The following is a 15,512-nucleotide window of genomic DNA, read 5'->3' as shown; positions in this document are numbered from 1 at the left end:
GAAAACGGGTCCCCCCACGGCTCCACGGCAACAACCCGACGCCAGATGCTCGCCCGTTCCGGCGCCGTCGGTGCCGGCATCGCCTTCACCGGCGCCCTCTCCGAACTGTTCGCCGGCACCTCCGCCGCGCAGAACCTCGGCCACCACGGCTACGGCGACCTGGTCCCCGACCCCGACGGACTGCTCGACCTGCCCAAGGGCTTCCGCTACACCGTGCTCTCCAGGGAGGGCGACCAGCTCCGCTCCGGTGAGGGCCCCGTCCCCTCCAACCACGACGGCATGGCCGCCTTCGCCGGCCGGCAGGGCCGTACCCACCTGGTCCGCAACCATGAGAACCGCGCCACCGGCAGAGTCCCGGTCCCGGTGATCGACGGGCTGACGTACGACCCGCAGGGCAAGGGCGGCTGTACCGCGCTCACCCTCGACCGGAGCGGCCGCGTGGTCGACGAGCGGGTGGCGATCGCCGGCACGGCCGTCAACTGCGCGGGCGGGCCCACCCCGTGGAAGACGTGGCTGACCTGCGAGGAGACCGAGGACAAGGCCGGCACCAACGGCTACACCAAAGACCACGGGTTCATCTTCGAGGTGGACGGCGCCGACCCCCGCCGCACCGGCGCCGTACCGCTGACCGCGATGGGCCGCTTCGCGCACGAGGCGATCGCGGTGGACCCGCAGCGGGGCGTGGTCTACGAGACGGAGGACGCCTTCCAGCGCCCCTTCGGCCTGTTCTACCGCTTCCTGCCGAAGAAGCCGCTCGGCGGCACGGGCTCGCTGCGCGCGGGCGGCAAGCTCCAGGCGATGCGGGTGCCCGGCGTGCCGGACCTCTCCTCGATCCAGGAGATCGGCGCCCGATTCGACGGCATCGAGTGGGTGGACGTCCCCGACCCGCTGGCCGTCGAGACGCCCATCCGTCTCCAGGACTTCGGCCCGAAGGGCATCACCCACGCGCAGAAGCTGGAGGGCTGCTACTGGGGCGGCCGCTCCGTCTACTTCGTGTCGTCCTTCGCCCGCGCCTCGGACGGTTCGGCCGCCGACCACTACGGACAGATCTGGCGCTACGACCCGGACCGCCGCCGCCTCACCCTGGTCGTCGTCTTCGGTCCGGACACCGACATCCAGCTGCCCGGAGAGTCCCCGGACAACATCTGCCTCGCCCCCAGCGGCGGTCTGATGGTGTGCGAGGACGGCGGCGGCGCCCAGCACGTCTACGGCGTCACCCGGCACGGCGACGTCTATCCGATGGCCCGCAACCGCCAGAACACGGGTACGGAGGACAAGCCGGACTGGGGCGAGTTCGCCGGCGTCGCGTTCTCCCCGGACGGCCGGACGATGTACGTCAACGTCTACGACCCGGGCACGACGTTCGCCGTGACCGGCCCCTGGCGCCGATGACACCGGGGCGGGGAGGACGGGCGCGGCACGCCCGTCCTCCCCGCCCGAGCCGCTTCAGCCCTCCAGCAGCGCGTCCATCTGGCCGACGGCCTGGCTCATGCCCTCGGCCATGCCCATCTCGGCCAGCCGCTCCATCTGCTCCCGGGTGTCGAACACGGACCGCAGTTCCATCCGCGTCCCGCCCTCGCCCCCGGTGAGGGTCATCCGGACCGTGGTGACCGGCATCTCCGGGTCCGGCCGCCCGTCCTGGTCGGCGAAACCGTCGGTGAACTCGAGGGACGTCGGCGGCATGACCGACGAGACCCGCCACCAGCCGCCGTACTTCTCGCCCTCCGGCCCGGTCATGTAGTACTTCACGCCTCCGCCGGGGGTGAGGTCGTGCTCCTCGACGGTCGCCGGGAATCCGGGCGGGCCCCACCAGCGCTCCAGCAGCCGCGGGTCGGCCCACAGCCGCCAGACCCGCTCCACCGGTGCGGTGAAATCCGCGACGAGGGTGAGCGTGAGGGTGTCGACGTCCTTGTCGACACGGGTGACAGTCATCCGTCCGGTCCTTTCCTGTCGCTTCCCTTCGCGGGCCCCCGGCCGGTGTCTGGGCCGTCCTCCTCCTCGGAGAGCAGGCCGGACATCCGGTCCACGCGGGCCCGCCAGGCCGACTCCAGCGCGTCGAGCGCCTGCCGCGCGCGGGCCACCGCCTCGGGGTCGGTGCGCACGAGCTGCTCCCGTCCGCGCCGCTCCTTGGTGACCAGCCCCGCCCGCTCCAGCACCGTGACGTGTTTCTGCACCGCGGCGAAGCTCATCGGGTACGCGGCGGCCAGCCGTGACACGGACAGCTCACCGCGGACACAGCGGCGCAGCATGTCGCGCCGCGTCGCGTCGGCGAGCGCGTGGAACAGCCGGTCCACGGCCCGGTCGGCCTCGTCGATCCCATCTACAACCATTTGGTTGTACGTTATCCCCGCGCCCCCACGCCCGCAACCGCACACCGCCGTGAAGCCTCCGCGCCGGGGTACCCGCCCCCGCATGACGGAGAAGCAGCACTCGGGTGACTCGTACTGGCTGAACACCGCGCCCGGCGGGGAGCGCCGCCCCGCACTGGCCGACGACCTCGACGTCGACGTGGCGGTGGTCGGCGGCGGGATCGCCGGTCTGTGCACGGCGTGGGAGCTGGCCCGGGCGGGGCGCAGTGTCGCCGTGCTGGAGGCGGGCCGGATCGCGGCGGGCGTCACCGGGCACACCACCGCCAAGGTCACCGCGCTGCACTCGCTGGTCTACGACAAGCTGCGCCGCACCCGCGGCGGCGAGGGCGCGCGGCTGTACGCCAGGTCGCAGGCGGAGGCGATCGAGCGGACCGCCGGGGTGGTGGAGGAGCTGGGCGTCGACTGCGAGTGGGAGCGGCGCGGCTCGTACACGTACGTCACGGACGCGGACCGGGTGGACGAGGTGCGCGCGGAGGCGCGGGCCGCGCGGGAGGCGGGCCTGCCCGCGTCGTTCGTGACGGAGACGGGGCTGCCGTTCCCGGTGGCGGGCGCGGTGGAGGTGCCGGACCAGGCGCAGTTCCATCCGCGCAAGTACCTGCTGGCGCTCGCCGACGACATCGAGGCGTACGGCGGCCGTCTGTACGAGGACACGACCGTGCTGGGGCTGGAGGAGGGCGAGCCCTGCCGGCTGTCGACGTCGGCCGGGGCGTTCGTGACGGCCCGGGACGTCGTGGTCGCCACGCACTACCCCGTCTTCGACCGCGCGCTGCTGTTCACCCGCCTCTCCCCGCGCCGCGAGCTGGTGGTGGCGGGACCGGTGCCGGCCGAGCTGGACCCGGAGGGGATGTACATCACCCCGTACGGCGGCTCCCGCTCGGTGCGCACCGCGCCCTACGGCGACGACGCCTCCCGCCGGCTGCTGGTGGTGACCGGCGAGCACTTCACCCCGGGCACCGGCGACACCCGCGCCCGCTTCGACCGGCTGGCGCAGTGGGCCCGCCGGCACTTCCCGGGCGTGGAGCTGACGCACTTCTGGGCCACGCAGGACAACGACCCCACCGACACGGTGCCGCTGGTGGGGCCGCTGCACCCGGGCGCCCGGCACACCTACGTGGCCACCGGCTTCGGCGGCTGGGGCATGAGCGGCGGCATGATGGCGGGCCGGCTGCTCACCGCGCAGATCACGGGCGGGGAGTGCGCGTGGGCCGGTCTGTACGACCCGCGGCGCCTGGCCTCGGCCGTGCGGGAGGCGCCGGCCTTCCTCAAGCACCAGGCGCAGGTCGCGGGGCACTTCGTCGGCGACCGGCTGCGCCCGTCGCCCCCGGTGGAGGCGCTGCCGCCGGGCGAGGGAGCGGTGGTGCGCACGGAGAGCGGCCGGCTGGCGGTGTACCGGGACGACGAGGGCGCCCTGCACGCGGTGTCCGCCCGCTGCACGCACATGGGCTGTCTGGTCGGCTTCAACGCGGCCGAGCGCGCGTGGGAGTGCCCGTGCCACGGGTCCCGCTTCGACACCGACGGGAAGGTCGTGCAGGGGCCGGCGACCAAGCCGCTGGAGCGACGGGACATCTGAGTTCGCCCCGGCCGGAGCGGCGGCGCCTCCGACCGGGTGAGCGCGCCGCCCCCTCCGACCGAGCCGCGACGGTCACCGCCGACCGTCGCCCTATTTTCATACGGTGATCACATTTTCACGTCGTGTTATCGCCGTCTGTGCCCTCGCCTCCGCTCTCACCGCGTGCGGCGCCTCCGCCGGTCCCGCCGCACGGCCACCCGCGCCCGCGCCCTCCCCCGCCGTCCCGTCGGCGCCGCCCACGCTCGCCGCGGGCCCCGCGGGGCTCACCCCGGTCTTCGAGCACGGTCCCCGGGCCGCCGGGAAGGCCGTCGCCCTCACCTTCGACGCCGACATGACCGCCGACCAGGGCCCGCGGGCCGCGGCGGGCGAGCACTTCGACCACCCGCGGCTGATCGGGACGCTGCGGGCGCTGAAGGTGCCGGCGACGGTGTTCATGACGGGCCGATGGGCCGAGGAGTACCCGGACCAGGCCCGCGCCATCGGCCGGGACCCGCTCTTCGAGGTCGCCAACCACTCGTACAGCCACTACGCCTTCACCGCCGACTGCTACGGCCTGCCCACGGTGCCGAAGGAGCGGATGCGGGCCGACGTGGAGCGGGCGTACCAGGCGTTCCGCGCGGTGGGCGTGCCCGACCCGATGCCGTACTTCCGCTTCCCGGGGGGCTGTTACGACCGGCGGGCCCTCGAGGCGCTCACCCCGGCCGGCGTCACGGCCGTGCAGTGGGACGTCGTCGGCGGCGACGCCTTCGCCACCGACGCGGACGCGGTGGCCCGGCAGGTGCTGGACGGGGTGCGGCCCGGCTCGGTGGTGGTCCTGCACTGCACCCGCAGCGCCGCCCCGACGACGGAGGAGGCGGTGCGGAGCATCGTCCCGGAGCTGCGCCGGCAGGGATACCGCTTCGTGAAGGTCTCCGAGCTGATCGGCGCGGCGAACGGACGCGGCTGACCGTCCTACGCTGGTGTCATGAGCGACGACGTGACCGACCGCGACTACTGCCTCGTCGGCACGGGCCGACCGCCGAAGGCGGACGGCCCGCCGTACGCGGCGTGCGTCCAGTGCCAGGAGCCCACGGAGTACCCGGAGGCGTACAGGGGCATCACGCTGTGCCCGGTCTGCGAATGGCGCGAGGCGGAACGCACGGCCTGCTCCGGCTGACCGGCGCCGTCGGGCGGGGCCCGCCGCCCACGCCGCTACCGTCGCCTCGGTTCCCCGCGAGCGGACTGGAACGCCTCGGCGACCGTCTCCGCGGCGCCGGACAGCAGCCCCTTGGCCGCCCCCTTGGAGCCCGACTCGCGCATCTTGTCGGGCAGTTCGGTCAGCCCGGCGGGCTTGCGCGGCCCGGACTCCAGGTCCAGCCGGTTGCACGCCTCGGCGAAGCGCAAGTAGGTGTCGACGCTCGCCACCACGATACGAATGTCGATCTTGAGTATCTCGATCCCGACCAGCGACACCCGCACGAACGCGTCGATCACCAGCCCTCGGTCGAGGATCAGCTCCAGCACGTCGTAGAGACCGCTCGAGCCTCCTCCGCCACGCTGCGGCACCGCCTGAGTCATCGCGCATCAGCCCCTTCCCTCCACCCTGGTGCCCCCTCGGCGCCCCTTGATGTCCGTCGGTGCCGCCCGGCGCCGTCCCCGTCCCGCTTGGCACACTGGGCGGGTGAACGACGACCGGACGACACCCGCCCCCGACAGCCCCTTCCGACCCGACCCGGGCGACCGCGACGCGGCGCCGCAGTTCGTGCTGCCGCTGGTGGTCCGTATCGAGCGCGGCTCGCCGCCCGCGCGGACGGACGCGCTGGAGACGGCGGCCCGCGCGGTGCTGGTGATGCTGACCGACGAGCGGTCGGTGGGCGACGGCGCGTGGGCGCGGGCGATGCGCGACTGGCAGGACGCCCGGATCCGCAAGGTGGTGCGGCGGGCGCGCGGCGCGGAGTGGCGGCGCGCGGAGGCGCTTCCCGGGATCACCGTGACCGGGAAGACGGCCGAGGTGCGGGTCTTCCCGCCGGTGCCGCTGGACGGCTGGCCCAAGGACCTGGCCCGGCTCCAGGTGTCCGGCACCGACCTCGACGACCCGGACCCGGTGCCGCCGGCGGACCCCGGCGTGCCTGTGCTCTGGATGAATCCGGACCTGGAGATGTCGGCCGGCAAGGCGATGGCCCAGGCCGGGCACGGCGCCCAGCTCGCCTGGTGGGAGCTGCCGGACGCGGCTCGCGAGGCCTGGCACGCGGCCGGTTTCCCGCTCGCCGTGCGCACCGCCGACCCGGCCGGCTGGCCGGCCCTGACCGGAGGCGGCCTGCCGACGGTGCGCGACGCGGGCTTCACGGAGATCGCCCCCGGCTCGTGCACCGTGGTGGCGGACCACCCCGCGCTGCGCTGACCCGGCGTCATGCGCGCACGACTCTTGCCGTGTTCATGACGGCCGGTGTACCAATGAGGCACGGAACTTGAATGTTGTTCATGTTTCTTCGCCGGGGGCCGGCCGAGCCTGAGGAGCAGCGTATGACCGCGGAACGTCGTCCCTTGCGCAGCCGCCGGACCGTCCTGAGGGCGGGCGCCGTCACCGGCCTGGGTCTCGCGGGCGCCCGTCTGGTCGCCCCGGGCGCCGCGGCCGCCGCCCCGGGAAGCGGCGGAGGATATCTGGTCGGCCGGGGGATCTCCGACGCCACCGGCGAGGTCGCCGAGGTCGGCATGATGGGGTACGGCCGCTTCGACCAGCAGGCGGCCGGTCTGCACACCCGGCTGCGGGCGCGGGCGTTCGTCGTGGCCGAGCAGGCGGGCGGGCGCCGTGTGCTGCTGATCGTCGCCGACTCCCCCATGATCTTCGAGAGTGTGCACCGGGCGGTGCTGCGGCGGCTGAGGCAGGCGTACGGCGATCTGTACACCGAGCGGAACGTCCTCATCACCGCCACCCACACCCACGCGGGCCCCGGCGGCTACTCGCACCATCTCCTCTACAACACCACGACGTTCGGTTTCCACCGGGCGACCTTCGAGGCGGTGGCGGACGGCCTGTTCGAGGCGGCGCGCAACGCGCACGAGGACCTCGCCCCGTCCGAACTGCTTCTCAGCCACGGCACGTTGACCGGCGCGAGCGTCAACCGCTCACGGACCGCCTTCGACCGCAACCCGAAGGCCGACCGCGACCACTTCCCGGACGGCGTGGACACCCTGACCACCCTGCTGCGGGTGGAGCGGGAGGGCCGCACGGTCGGGGCGGTCAACTGGTTCCCGGTGCACGGCACCAGCATGTCCGGCGACAACCGTCTGATCAGCGCCGACAACAAGGGCTACGCGGCCTACCACTGGGAGCGCGAGGTCCACGGAGTGGACTATCTCGCCGACGGCGAACCGGAGTTCGTGTCGGCGTTCGCCCAGACCAACAGCGGCGACATGTCGCCCAATCTGGACCTGGTGCCGCCCACGACGCCCGCCGACTTCGAGGCCACCCGCACCAGCGGGCTGCGGCAGTACGAGGCGGCCGCGGCGCAGGCGGACAAGCCGGGCGTGCGGCTGTCCGGGCCGGTCGACTCGCGGCTGGTGTACGTGGACCTCTCCGACGTCACCGTGCGCCCGGAGTTCACCGGTGACGGGAAGACCCACCGCACGTCGAAACCGTGCGTGGGCGCGGCGATGGCGGCGGGCAGCCTGGAGGACGGGCCCGCCTTCCCCGGCTTCGACGAGGGCGACAACCCCTTCTGGGACGCCATTTCGGACTCGGTCGTCTACACCGTCTCCCCCGAGCTGAAGCAGGCACAGGCGCCGAAGGACGTCTTCGTGCCGATCGGGGAGATGAACCGGATCTACCCGTGGGTGCAGGAGCGGGTGCCGGTGATGCTGGTGCGCATCGGCGGCCTGTACCTCATCGGCATCCCCGGCGAGGTCACCGTCTGCGCGGGGCTGCGGCTGCGGCGCACGGTCGCCGGGATCGTCGGCGCGGACCTCGACGACGTGCTGGTCGCCGGGTACAGCAACGCCTACTTCCACTACGTGACCACGCCGGAGGAGTACGACGCCCAGCAGTACGAGGGCGGCAGCACCCTCTTCGGGCGCTGGCAGCTCCCGGCGCTCCAGCAGACCGCGGCCGAGCTGGCGGTCTCCCTGCGCGACGGCACGGACCTGCCGCTCGGGCCCGAGCCGCCGGACCTGACCGGCAAGGCGCTCTCGCTCCAGCCGGGCGTGGTGCTGGACGCGCCGCCCCTGTTCCGGAGGTTCGGCGACGTGCTGGTGCCGCCGAGGGAGAACTACCGGGCCGGGGAACGCGTCGAGGTCGTCTTCGCCGGCGCCCACCCGGGCAACGATCTGCACCGTGGCGACACGTATCTGCGGATCGAGCGGCGGGACTCCGGCGGCGCGTGGCGCACCGTCGCCGACGACGGCGACTGGGCGACCCGCTTCCACTGGGCCCGCGACGGCATCGCCGCGTCCAAGGTCACCATCACCTGGGACATCCCCCAGGGCACCCCCTCGGGCACCTACCGCGTCGTCTATCACGGCGACGCGAAGAGCCTGGACGGGAAGGTCTCGTCGATCGAGGGTGTGTCGACGGCGTTCCAGGTGCGGTGAGCCCGTCCGAGCCGACGGGGGCGTCGGCTCAGCCGGTGATCGAGAAGAAGATCGTGTCCTGGTCGTACCAGTCGATGGCCTTCGTCGCGTACTCCCACTCGTCGTGCTCACGCTCCAGCAGGACCACGAACCCGTACACCTCGCTGCGGAAGTCCGGTGACACGGCCTCGTACGCCGCGCGGTAGGCGTCCGCGGCAGGCTTGGCCTTGGCCAGCGGGAACATGCCGATGTGCGGGCCGTCCACCGCGTGCGGGAAGAAGAACGGCATCTCCTTCGGCGGGCCCGAGAACACGTGCGGGTACAGCAGCAGGTCCTCGCTCACCCCGACGCGGCGGAGTTCCTCGTCCAGGGCGAGGAAGAAGGTGGCGGGCTTGGAGTAGACGCCCAGCTCGTACGGGTCGGACCCGTTGATGTCGATGATGCACTGCAGGGCCGTGGCGTAGGCGCCGGCCGCGTAGTGCGCGGTCGAGTCCGCGCGGCCGTCGAGGAGATGGCCGAGGGCCTCCGGTATCGCCGGCCCCCAGTCGACGCGCTGTGCGTCCAGGTCCCGCTGGGCGGCCTCGGCCCGCTCCCGCACCATGCCGAGGACGCGGTGCTGCTCGGCCGTGAGCTTCCCGCCCGCTCCGAGGTACGACAGGACGTCGGCCTTCGCAGCCGTGTTGTACGTGATCACGCGACTCATGATCCTCATCCTGCCGCACCCCACTGACAGGGCATCAGGCGCTCGTGCCCCGGAAGCGCTCCCCCAACCTCAAATGTTCCTCTGAAGGCGGCCGGAGGACGGTTCGGGCGCGGCGCCGTGGGTCATATCCCCGGCACGTCCGGAACGCCCGTGCGGACGGATCGGGGGCCGGGCGGGAACGCCGGGGTGAGGGAGGGGACGGGGATGACGACGGTGCGGCTGGAGACCGGGATCGGGTGGCGTCCGGAGATCGCGGACGCGGTGGAGGCCATGCCGGGCATCGACTGGGTCGAGGTGGTGGCGGAGAACGTCTGCCCCGGACATCTGCCCGCGTCGCTGACGCGGCTGCGCGAGCGCGGCGTGACCGTCGTGCCGCACGGCGTCTCCCTGGGGCTCGGCGGTGCCGCACGCCCCGACGAGCGGCGGCTCACCGCGCTCGCCGAGCGGGCCGCGGCGCTCGGATCGCCCCTGGTCACCGAGCACATCGCGTTCGTGCGGGCGGGCGGTCCGCTGACCGCGTCCCCCGGCATCGAGGCCGGGCACCTGCTGCCGGTGCCGCGCACCCGCGACGCCCTCGACGTGCTGTGCGAGAACGTCCGCATCGCCCAGGACGCGCTTCCGGTGCCGCTCGCCGTGGAGAACATCGCCGCGCTGTTCTCCTGGCCCGGCGAGGAGATGACCGAGGGGCAGTTCCTGTACGAGCTGGCCGACCGCACCGGGGTCCGGCTGCTCGTCGACGTCGCCAATCTGCACACCAACCACGTCAACCGCGGCGAGGACCCGGCCAAGGCGCTCGCCGAACTCCCCCTCGAGGCCCTCGCGTACGTCCATGTCGCGGGCGGGTTCGAGCGGGACGGCGTCTGGCACGACAGCCACGCCCACCCGGTGCCGCGTCCGGTGCTGGACATCCTCACGGACCTCGCCTCCCAGGTGTCGCCCCCGGGCGTGCTGCTGGAGCGGGACGAGAACTTCCCGCCCCCGGCGGAGCTGGAGCACGAACTGGGCGCGGTCCGCGGGGCGCTGGAGGCGGGCGCCCGGGCCCGCGGGACGGCCCCGGCTCCGGAGCGGCTACGGGAGCCGGTCGCCGTGGAGGCCGCCCCCGGGGCCACCCGGGAACGGCTGGCGCTCGCACAGACCGCGGTGCTGTCGTCGCTGGTCGCGGGGACGCCGGTGCCGGAGGGGTTCGACCGGACGCGGATGCGGGTGCAGGCGCGGGCGCTGACCGCCAAGCGGGCGGACGTCGTGGCGAAGGTGGCCCCCGAGCTGCCGGAGATCCTCGGCGACGCCTACCGCCCGGCCTTCCTCGCGTACGCCCAGACCCGCCCGATGACCGGCGGGTACCGGCAGGACGCGATGACCTTCGTGGAGCAGCTCCTGCGACCCGGCCGCCTCGAGGACCCCCGGACGCGCCGCGATCTGCGCGAGTGGCACCACGACCGCTCGGGCCCCCGCCCCCGGTCCCACCGCCCGGCGATCCGCCTCGCCCGCGCCACCCGCCGGGCACTGCTGCGCCGCTGACGCCGTCCGGAACGCCCGCCGGGGATGTCTCCCGGGAGGTCACCTCCCCACGACGCTGTGTCCGGATCGTGAACAAGGCATGGTGTTCGTGCGACCGTGTCCCTTACAAACAACTCATGTTCTGGGTTCCTCTCCTGCTGCTGGCCTGGGCGATCGCCGGGATCGCGGGGTTGCGGCTGTGTCGTGCCGCGGTGCGTGAGGCGGCGGCTGCCGGTGACGGTGCGGGAGGGCGGCGGGGGCTGACGCTGTACGAGGCGGCGTTCCTGTCCGGCGGACCCGCCCGGGTCGCCGATCTCACGCTCGTCGCGATGGCCCGTCAGCGGCGGCTGCTGCTGGCCCACACCGGCTGGGCCACCGTCGTCGATCCGCGGGGGCGGGACGACATGGAGCGCACGGTGATAGGGGCGATCGGACCGGAGGGTCAGTCGCCCATAGCTCCGGTGCGGAAGGCCGCGGCGACCGCGGAGGCGGTGCGCGCGCTGGCGGAACGGCTGGTGCGCGCCGGCCTCGCGGTGCGCGAGGGCGACGGCCGGACCGTCGCCCGGGCGCTGCGCCGGATGCGGCTCGCGGTGCCGGCCGTGGCCGGTCTCGCCGCCGTGGCGCTGCTCATGCCTGTGCCGTCACCGGTGCCGCGCCCGCTGGTCGCGCTGTGGTTCGCGCTGCCGCTGGCGTTCACGCTGGGCTGCCTGGTCATCGCCCGCTTCGAGCTGAGCCCCGCCTCGCCCTGGGCGTCCCCGGCGGGGCAGCGGCTGCTGGCCTCCGCGCGCCGGGCGGCGGCCGGCGACACCGACGACGACCGCGCGTACCTCACCTCGGTCGCCGTGCGCGGGGTGCACGCGGTGGGCGAACCGCAGGTGCGCGCGGCCTTCGCGCACCGGGAGCCGCGCGTGGAGTGGTGACAGGGCGATCCCGGAGGCGGTGAACCGGTCGCCGACACCCGGCGGACGGTCCTTGCCCGGCACCACGCCTGCCGAAAACATCCCTTTTGTCGCCGCAGCGCACCGAAGGGATCACCTCACCGATGAGAACCGCCGCCGCCCTCGTGGCCGCCGGGTCCTTGCTCCTCGCCACCCCGTCAGCCGCCGCCCGCACCCCCGTGTCCGCGCCCGCGTCCGAGGCGCACGGCACCGCGGTGGCCGCCGCGCGCGCCGCGTCCGAGGGGATCGACTTCGGCCGGTGCTCCGCGGAGCAGGACCTGCCGCCCGCCGTGGAGTGCGGCACGCTGCGCGTCCCGCTCGACTACGCCCGCCCGGACGGCGAGCAGATCCTGCTGACCGTCAGCCGCTCCCGGGCCACCGGGGAGGACCCCGCGACCGGGCGCGCGGTGCCCCGGCAGGGCTCCCTGGTGAACAACCCGGGCGGGCCGGGGGTCAGCGGCATGTACTTCCCGATGCTGGGCGTGGTCCCGGGCTGGAAGCGGCTGGCCGCGGCGTACGACCTGGTCGGCTACGCGCCGCGCGGGGTAGGCCGGTCCGCCCCGCTGTCGTGCGCCGACCCGAAGACCTTCCACCAGGGCCCCGCGCCGGCGCCCCGGCATCCGTCGGCGCGGGTCAAGCGGGAGCGCGCGGCCCGCGCCGCGGCGTACGCGCGGGGGTGCGCCGAGCGGGCCGGCGACGCGCTGCGGCACTACACCTCGCCGAACAACGCCCGCGACCTGGACGTGCTGCGCGCCGCGCTGGGCGAGACCCGGCTGACGTTCCTCGGCTCGTCGTACGGCACGTACATCGGGGCGCTGTACGCGACGCTGTTCCCCTCGCACGTGCGGCGGATGGTGTTCGACTCGGCGGTGAATCCGGCCCCGGAGCGGATCTGGTACCGCAACAACCTCGCCCAGTCGGCCGCGTTCGAGGACCGCTGGGCGGACTTCCGGGCCTGGGTCGCCCGCCACCACGACGTGTACGGTCTCGGCGACACCGCTCGGGAGGTGCGGGACAGCTACGACGTGGTGCGGGAGCGGCTGGCGGGGGAGCCGGCGGGCGGGAAGGTCGGTCCGGCGCAGCTGCACACGGCGATGCTGAAGGCCGCGTACTACGACGACCACTGGCCGCAGCGCGCGCACGCCCTGTCGGCGTATCTGAAGGGCGACCCCGGACCGCTGGTGGAGCAGGCGGAGGAGCATCCCGAGGCGGCGGCGGAGGCGGAGAACACGCGCGCGGTGTATCTGGCCGTGGAGTGCAACGACGCGCCCTGGCCGACGGACTTCGCGGTGTGGGACCGGGACAACACGCGGCTCGCGCGCCGGGCGCCGTTCGAGACGTGGGACAACGTGTGGACGAACCTGCCCTGCGCCTACTGGCCCGCGCCCCGGCTGAAGCCCTTGGACGTGCGCGCCGGGAAGGGCGAGCTGCCGCCCACGCTGATCCTGGCGGCCGAGCGGGACGCGGCCACCCCGTACGACGGGGCGCTGGAGCTGCACCGGCGGCTGGCCGGGTCCACCCTGGTGACGGAGCGGGACGCCGGCAGCCACGGCCTCGCGGGCGGCGCCAACGCGTGCGTGAACGCGCACCTGACGGCGTATCTGCTGGAGGGCCGGGTGCCGGGGCGGCGCGCGTCCTGCGCACCGCACCCGGCGCCCGAGCCCACCGCCTGAGAGATCAGGCCAGTCCGGCGACCAGGTCGGCGACGTCCTTGCGGCGGCCCGTGAAGAACGGGACCTCCTCACGGACGTGCATACGGGCCTCCGAGCCGCGCAGGTGACGCATCAGGTCGACGATGCGGTGCAGCTCGTCGGCCTCGAACGCGAGGATCCACTCGTAGTCGCCGAGGGAGAACGAGGCGACCGTGTTGGCGCGCACGTCCGGGTAGCCGCGGGCCATCTTGCCGTGGTCCGCGAGCATCCGGCGGCGGTCCTCGTCGGGCAGCAGGTACCAGTCGTAGGAGCGCACGAACGGGTAGACGCTCACGTAGTCGCGGGGCGTCTCGTCGGCGAGGAACGCCGGGATGTGCGAGCGGTTGAACTCGGCGGGGCGGTGCAGCGCCATGTTCGACCAGACCGGCTCCAGCGCGCGGCCCAGCCTGGTGCGGCGGAAGAGGTTGTAGGCGTCCTGGAGCTGGTCGGCGGTCTCGGCGTGCCACCAGATCATGAGGTCGGCGTCCGCGCGCAGGCCCGACAGGTCGTAGGTGCCGCGGATCGTGACGTCCTTGGCGGCGAGCTGGTCGAACAGCTCCTGGACCTCGTCGGCGTAGCCGGCGCGGTCCTCCGGCAGGACGTCCTTCAGCTTGAACACGGACCACAGGGTGTAGCGGATGACCTCGTTGAGGTCCTTGGCCAGCTTGCCCTTGTTGGGGATCCGGTCGGGCGCGGGGGTGGTGGCGTCGTCACTCATGTCCCTTATTCTCCTGCTCCTCCGTGAAGGCTTTGCACCGGGTGCGCGGTGAGCTCCTCCACACCGCGCAGGTCACCCTGGATCTGGTCGGCCGCGGCGTACGCGCTCGCGATGCAGGCGGGGACGCCGACGCCGTCGTAGGCGGCGCCGCACACGGCCAGCCCGGACAGGCCCGCGAGGTGGGCGCGGACGCGGGCCACGCGCGCGTGGTGGCCGACCGGGTACTGCGGCAGGCCGTCGTCCCAGCGGGTCACGCGGGCGGCGACCGGGGCGGCGTCCAGGCCGGTGGCCGCCTTCAGGTCGTGCCGGGACAGCTCCACCAGCTCGTCGTCGTCGCGGCGCAGGATCTCCGTCTCGCCGTGGCGGCCCACCGAGGTGCGCACGACGGTCAGGTCCGGGTTCTCCTCGGCGATCCAGCCCCACTTGCGGGAGGCGAACGTGGACGCCTTGATGTCGCGGCCCTCGACGGGTGGCACCAGGAACCCGCTGCCCTCGGGCAGCCGCGCCTCGTCGCGCCGGTAGGCGAGGGTGATCAGCGCCATCGAGGCGTACTCGACGGCGGACAGCTCGGCGGCGGCGCCCGGCGCCTCGGCGCGCAGCAGGTGGGCGGCGGCCGGAGCGGGCACGGCGACGACGACCGCGTCGGCGTGCAGCACCTCGCCGCCGGCGACGAGCCGCCAGCCGTCGCCGGGTTCACGGCGCAGTTCGGTGACCGGGGTGCCGGTGAGGATGCGGGCGCCCCGGGAGCGCAGGGAGTCGGCGACCGCGAGCGGCAGGGTGCCCACGCCGCCCGCGACGCCCGTGAAGACGGGCCCGGTCTGCCGGGCGGCGGCGGTCTGCGCCTGGACTGCGCGGACCGCCTCGGTCAGGGTGGCGTGCGCGCGGGCGGCCTCGAACAGCTGCGGGACGGCCGAGCGCATCGAGATGCGGTACGCGTCCCCCGCGTACACCCCGCCGAGCAGCGGCTCCACCAGCCGGTCGACGACCTCCCGCCCGAACCGCTCGGCGACGTACTCGCCGATGGCGACGTCGTCGCCGATCTCGGTGGGCGGCAGCTCGGCGTCCCGCCCGATCCGGGCGAGGCCCTCGTCGGACAGCACCCCGGCGAGGGCGGCGGCGGTGCCGGGCACGCCCATGACGTGCCCCTTCGGCATGGGGCGCAGGGCGCCGCGGGTCCACAGCGCGGCGGAGGCGGTGGCGGGCGGCTGGAGCCGGTCGGCCAGTCCCACCGCGCGGGCGAGTCCGACCGCCTCGGGGCGGCGGGCCAGCAGCGACTCGGCGCCGAGGTCGACGCGGGCGCCCGCGATCTCGCCGGGCAGCAGCTTGCCGCCGACCCGTTCCGAGGCCTCCAGCACGGTGACCCGCGCCCCGTGCTCCAGCAGCCGGTGCGCGGCCGCCAGCCCGGCGATGCCCGCTCCGACGACGACGGCGTGCCGGCCGCCGTCCCTGTGTGATCCGCTCATGCCCTCCACCTTCTCAAA

Annotated in this window: 15 protein-coding genes; 9 read left to right on the top strand and 6 right to left on the bottom strand. The window is 74.1% G+C overall.

The window, feature by feature from the left end; translation table 11 throughout:
• Window positions 1-45: 45 nt before the first annotated feature.
• Window positions 46-1,392 (top strand): alkaline phosphatase PhoX, encoded by a 1,347-nt coding sequence (locus tag ACP7TJ_RS26230; RefSeq protein WP_380865715.1) that lies wholly within the window; start codon window positions 46-48, stop codon window positions 1,390-1,392.
• Window positions 1,393-1,446: 54 nt separating this feature from the next.
• Here the strand turns inward: ACP7TJ_RS26230 and ACP7TJ_RS26225 are convergent, their stop codons facing one another.
• Together ACP7TJ_RS26225 and ACP7TJ_RS26220 are read right to left on the bottom strand one after the other, a co-directional pair.
• Complete coding sequence (locus ACP7TJ_RS26225; protein ID WP_427765801.1) at window positions 1,447-1,932, bottom strand: SRPBCC family protein; 486 nt, start codon at window positions 1,930-1,932, stop codon at window positions 1,447-1,449.
• Window positions 1,929-2,330 (bottom strand): ArsR/SmtB family transcription factor, encoded by a 402-nt coding sequence (locus tag ACP7TJ_RS26220; RefSeq protein ID WP_367494994.1) that lies wholly within the window; start codon window positions 2,328-2,330, stop codon window positions 1,929-1,931. The genes ACP7TJ_RS26225 and ACP7TJ_RS26220 overlap by 4 nt, the downstream gene beginning before the upstream one ends.
• A gap of 82 nt (window positions 2,331-2,412) precedes the next feature.
• Here ACP7TJ_RS26220 and ACP7TJ_RS26215 point away from each other — a divergent pair, with 82 nt between their 5' ends.
• From ACP7TJ_RS26215 to ACP7TJ_RS26205, 3 genes are all read left to right on the top strand, one after another.
• On the top strand, window positions 2,413-3,939 hold the full coding sequence (locus ACP7TJ_RS26215; RefSeq protein WP_167743830.1) for an FAD-dependent oxidoreductase: 1,527 nt from the start codon (window positions 2,413-2,415) through the stop codon (window positions 3,937-3,939).
• A 103-nt stretch (window positions 3,940-4,042) separates the two neighbouring features.
• Window positions 4,043-4,885: a polysaccharide deacetylase family protein gene (locus tag ACP7TJ_RS26210; protein WP_387749650.1), complete on the top strand. Its 843-nt coding sequence runs from the start codon at window positions 4,043-4,045 to the stop codon at window positions 4,883-4,885.
• An 18-nt stretch (window positions 4,886-4,903) separates the two neighbouring features.
• Window positions 4,904-5,095, top strand: a complete 192-nt coding sequence (locus ACP7TJ_RS26205; protein WP_367471742.1) for a hypothetical protein — start codon at window positions 4,904-4,906, stop codon at window positions 5,093-5,095.
• A gap of 35 nt (window positions 5,096-5,130) precedes the next feature.
• Here the strand turns inward: ACP7TJ_RS26205 and ACP7TJ_RS26200 are convergent, their stop codons facing one another.
• A complete protein-coding gene (locus tag ACP7TJ_RS26200; RefSeq protein ID WP_167743827.1) occupies window positions 5,131-5,496 on the bottom strand; it encodes a gas vesicle structural protein GvpA in 366 nt (121 codons plus the stop codon).
• A 103-nt stretch (window positions 5,497-5,599) separates the two neighbouring features.
• On the opposite strand from ACP7TJ_RS26200, the gene ACP7TJ_RS26195 reads away from it, so the two are divergent.
• Both ACP7TJ_RS26195 and ACP7TJ_RS26190 read left to right on the top strand, forming a co-directional pair.
• Window positions 5,600-6,319 (top strand): peptidyl-tRNA hydrolase, encoded by a 720-nt coding sequence (locus ACP7TJ_RS26195; protein ID WP_093766242.1) that lies wholly within the window; start codon window positions 5,600-5,602, stop codon window positions 6,317-6,319.
• A 122-nt stretch (window positions 6,320-6,441) separates the two neighbouring features.
• Window positions 6,442-8,505 (top strand): neutral/alkaline ceramidase, encoded by a 2,064-nt coding sequence (locus tag ACP7TJ_RS26190; protein ID WP_427765795.1) that lies wholly within the window; start codon window positions 6,442-6,444, stop codon window positions 8,503-8,505.
• A gap of 28 nt (window positions 8,506-8,533) precedes the next feature.
• Here ACP7TJ_RS26190 and ACP7TJ_RS26185 read toward each other — a convergent pair whose 3' ends face one another.
• Window positions 8,534-9,187: a DUF7691 family protein gene (locus ACP7TJ_RS26185; protein WP_427765792.1), complete on the bottom strand. Its 654-nt coding sequence runs from the start codon at window positions 9,185-9,187 to the stop codon at window positions 8,534-8,536.
• A 204-nt stretch (window positions 9,188-9,391) separates the two neighbouring features.
• Here ACP7TJ_RS26185 and ACP7TJ_RS26180 point away from each other — a divergent pair, with 204 nt between their 5' ends.
• The 3 genes from ACP7TJ_RS26180 (at window position 9,392) to ACP7TJ_RS26170 (ending at window position 13,295) form a co-directional block, all read left to right on the top strand.
• Window positions 9,392-10,705 (top strand): DUF692 domain-containing protein, encoded by a 1,314-nt coding sequence (locus ACP7TJ_RS26180; protein ID WP_427765790.1) that lies wholly within the window; start codon window positions 9,392-9,394, stop codon window positions 10,703-10,705.
• A 116-nt stretch (window positions 10,706-10,821) separates the two neighbouring features.
• Window positions 10,822-11,604, top strand: a complete 783-nt coding sequence (locus tag ACP7TJ_RS26175) for a TIGR04222 domain-containing membrane protein (RefSeq protein ID WP_427765787.1) — start codon at window positions 10,822-10,824, stop codon at window positions 11,602-11,604.
• Window positions 11,605-11,726: 122 nt separating this feature from the next.
• A complete protein-coding gene (locus tag ACP7TJ_RS26170; RefSeq protein ID WP_427765785.1) occupies window positions 11,727-13,295 on the top strand; it encodes an alpha/beta hydrolase in 1,569 nt (522 codons plus the stop codon).
• Window positions 13,296-13,299: 4 nt separating this feature from the next.
• Here the strand turns inward: ACP7TJ_RS26170 and hemQ are convergent, their stop codons facing one another.
• Complete coding sequence (gene hemQ / locus ACP7TJ_RS26165) at window positions 13,300-14,031, bottom strand: hydrogen peroxide-dependent heme synthase (protein WP_093766247.1); 732 nt, start codon at window positions 14,029-14,031, stop codon at window positions 13,300-13,302.
• Window positions 14,032-14,036: 5 nt separating this feature from the next.
• Window positions 14,037-15,494 (bottom strand): protoporphyrinogen oxidase, encoded by a 1,458-nt coding sequence (gene hemG, locus ACP7TJ_RS26160; protein ID WP_093766248.1) that lies wholly within the window; start codon window positions 15,492-15,494, stop codon window positions 14,037-14,039.
• Between the last annotated feature and the right edge of the window lie 18 nt (window positions 15,495-15,512).

The sequence above is a fragment of the Streptomyces sp. DSM 41931 genome (genome assembly GCF_050271085.1).
GTDB classification, from domain to species: Bacteria; Actinomycetota; Actinomycetes; order Streptomycetales; family Streptomycetaceae; genus Streptomyces; species Streptomyces albogriseolus.
The sequence above is the reverse complement of the archived record's forward strand: the minus strand, read 5'-3'. Positions and strand labels throughout refer to the sequence as shown.

Coding starts and splice junctions, on each gene's coding strand:
- ACP7TJ_RS26180 (WP_427765790.1), top strand. CDS start 9,392: ATGACGACGGTGCGGCTGGAGACCGGGATCGGGTGGCGTCCGGAGATC.
- ACP7TJ_RS26170 (WP_427765785.1), top strand. CDS start 11,727: ATGAGAACCGCCGCCGCCCTCGTGGCCGCCGGGTCCTTGCTCCTCGCC.
- ACP7TJ_RS26225 (WP_427765801.1), bottom strand. CDS start 1,932: ATGACTGTCACCCGTGTCGACAAGGACGTCGACACCCTCACGCTCACC.
- ACP7TJ_RS26175 (WP_427765787.1), top strand. CDS start 10,822: ATGTTCTGGGTTCCTCTCCTGCTGCTGGCCTGGGCGATCGCCGGGATC.
- ACP7TJ_RS26220 (WP_367494994.1), bottom strand. CDS start 2,330: ATGGTTGTAGATGGGATCGACGAGGCCGACCGGGCCGTGGACCGGCTG.
- ACP7TJ_RS26185 (WP_427765792.1), bottom strand. CDS start 9,187: ATGAGTCGCGTGATCACGTACAACACGGCTGCGAAGGCCGACGTCCTG.
- hemQ (WP_093766247.1), bottom strand. CDS start 14,031: ATGAGTGACGACGCCACCACCCCCGCGCCCGACCGGATCCCCAACAAG.
- hemG (WP_093766248.1), bottom strand. CDS start 15,494: ATGAGCGGATCACACAGGGACGGCGGCCGGCACGCCGTCGTCGTCGGA.
- ACP7TJ_RS26230 (WP_380865715.1), top strand. CDS start 46: ATGCTCGCCCGTTCCGGCGCCGTCGGTGCCGGCATCGCCTTCACCGGC.
- ACP7TJ_RS26200 (WP_167743827.1), bottom strand. CDS start 5,496: ATGACTCAGGCGGTGCCGCAGCGTGGCGGAGGAGGCTCGAGCGGTCTC.
- ACP7TJ_RS26205 (WP_367471742.1), top strand. CDS start 4,904: ATGAGCGACGACGTGACCGACCGCGACTACTGCCTCGTCGGCACGGGC.
- ACP7TJ_RS26190 (WP_427765795.1), top strand. CDS start 6,442: ATGACCGCGGAACGTCGTCCCTTGCGCAGCCGCCGGACCGTCCTGAGG.
- ACP7TJ_RS26215 (WP_167743830.1), top strand. CDS start 2,413: ATGACGGAGAAGCAGCACTCGGGTGACTCGTACTGGCTGAACACCGCG.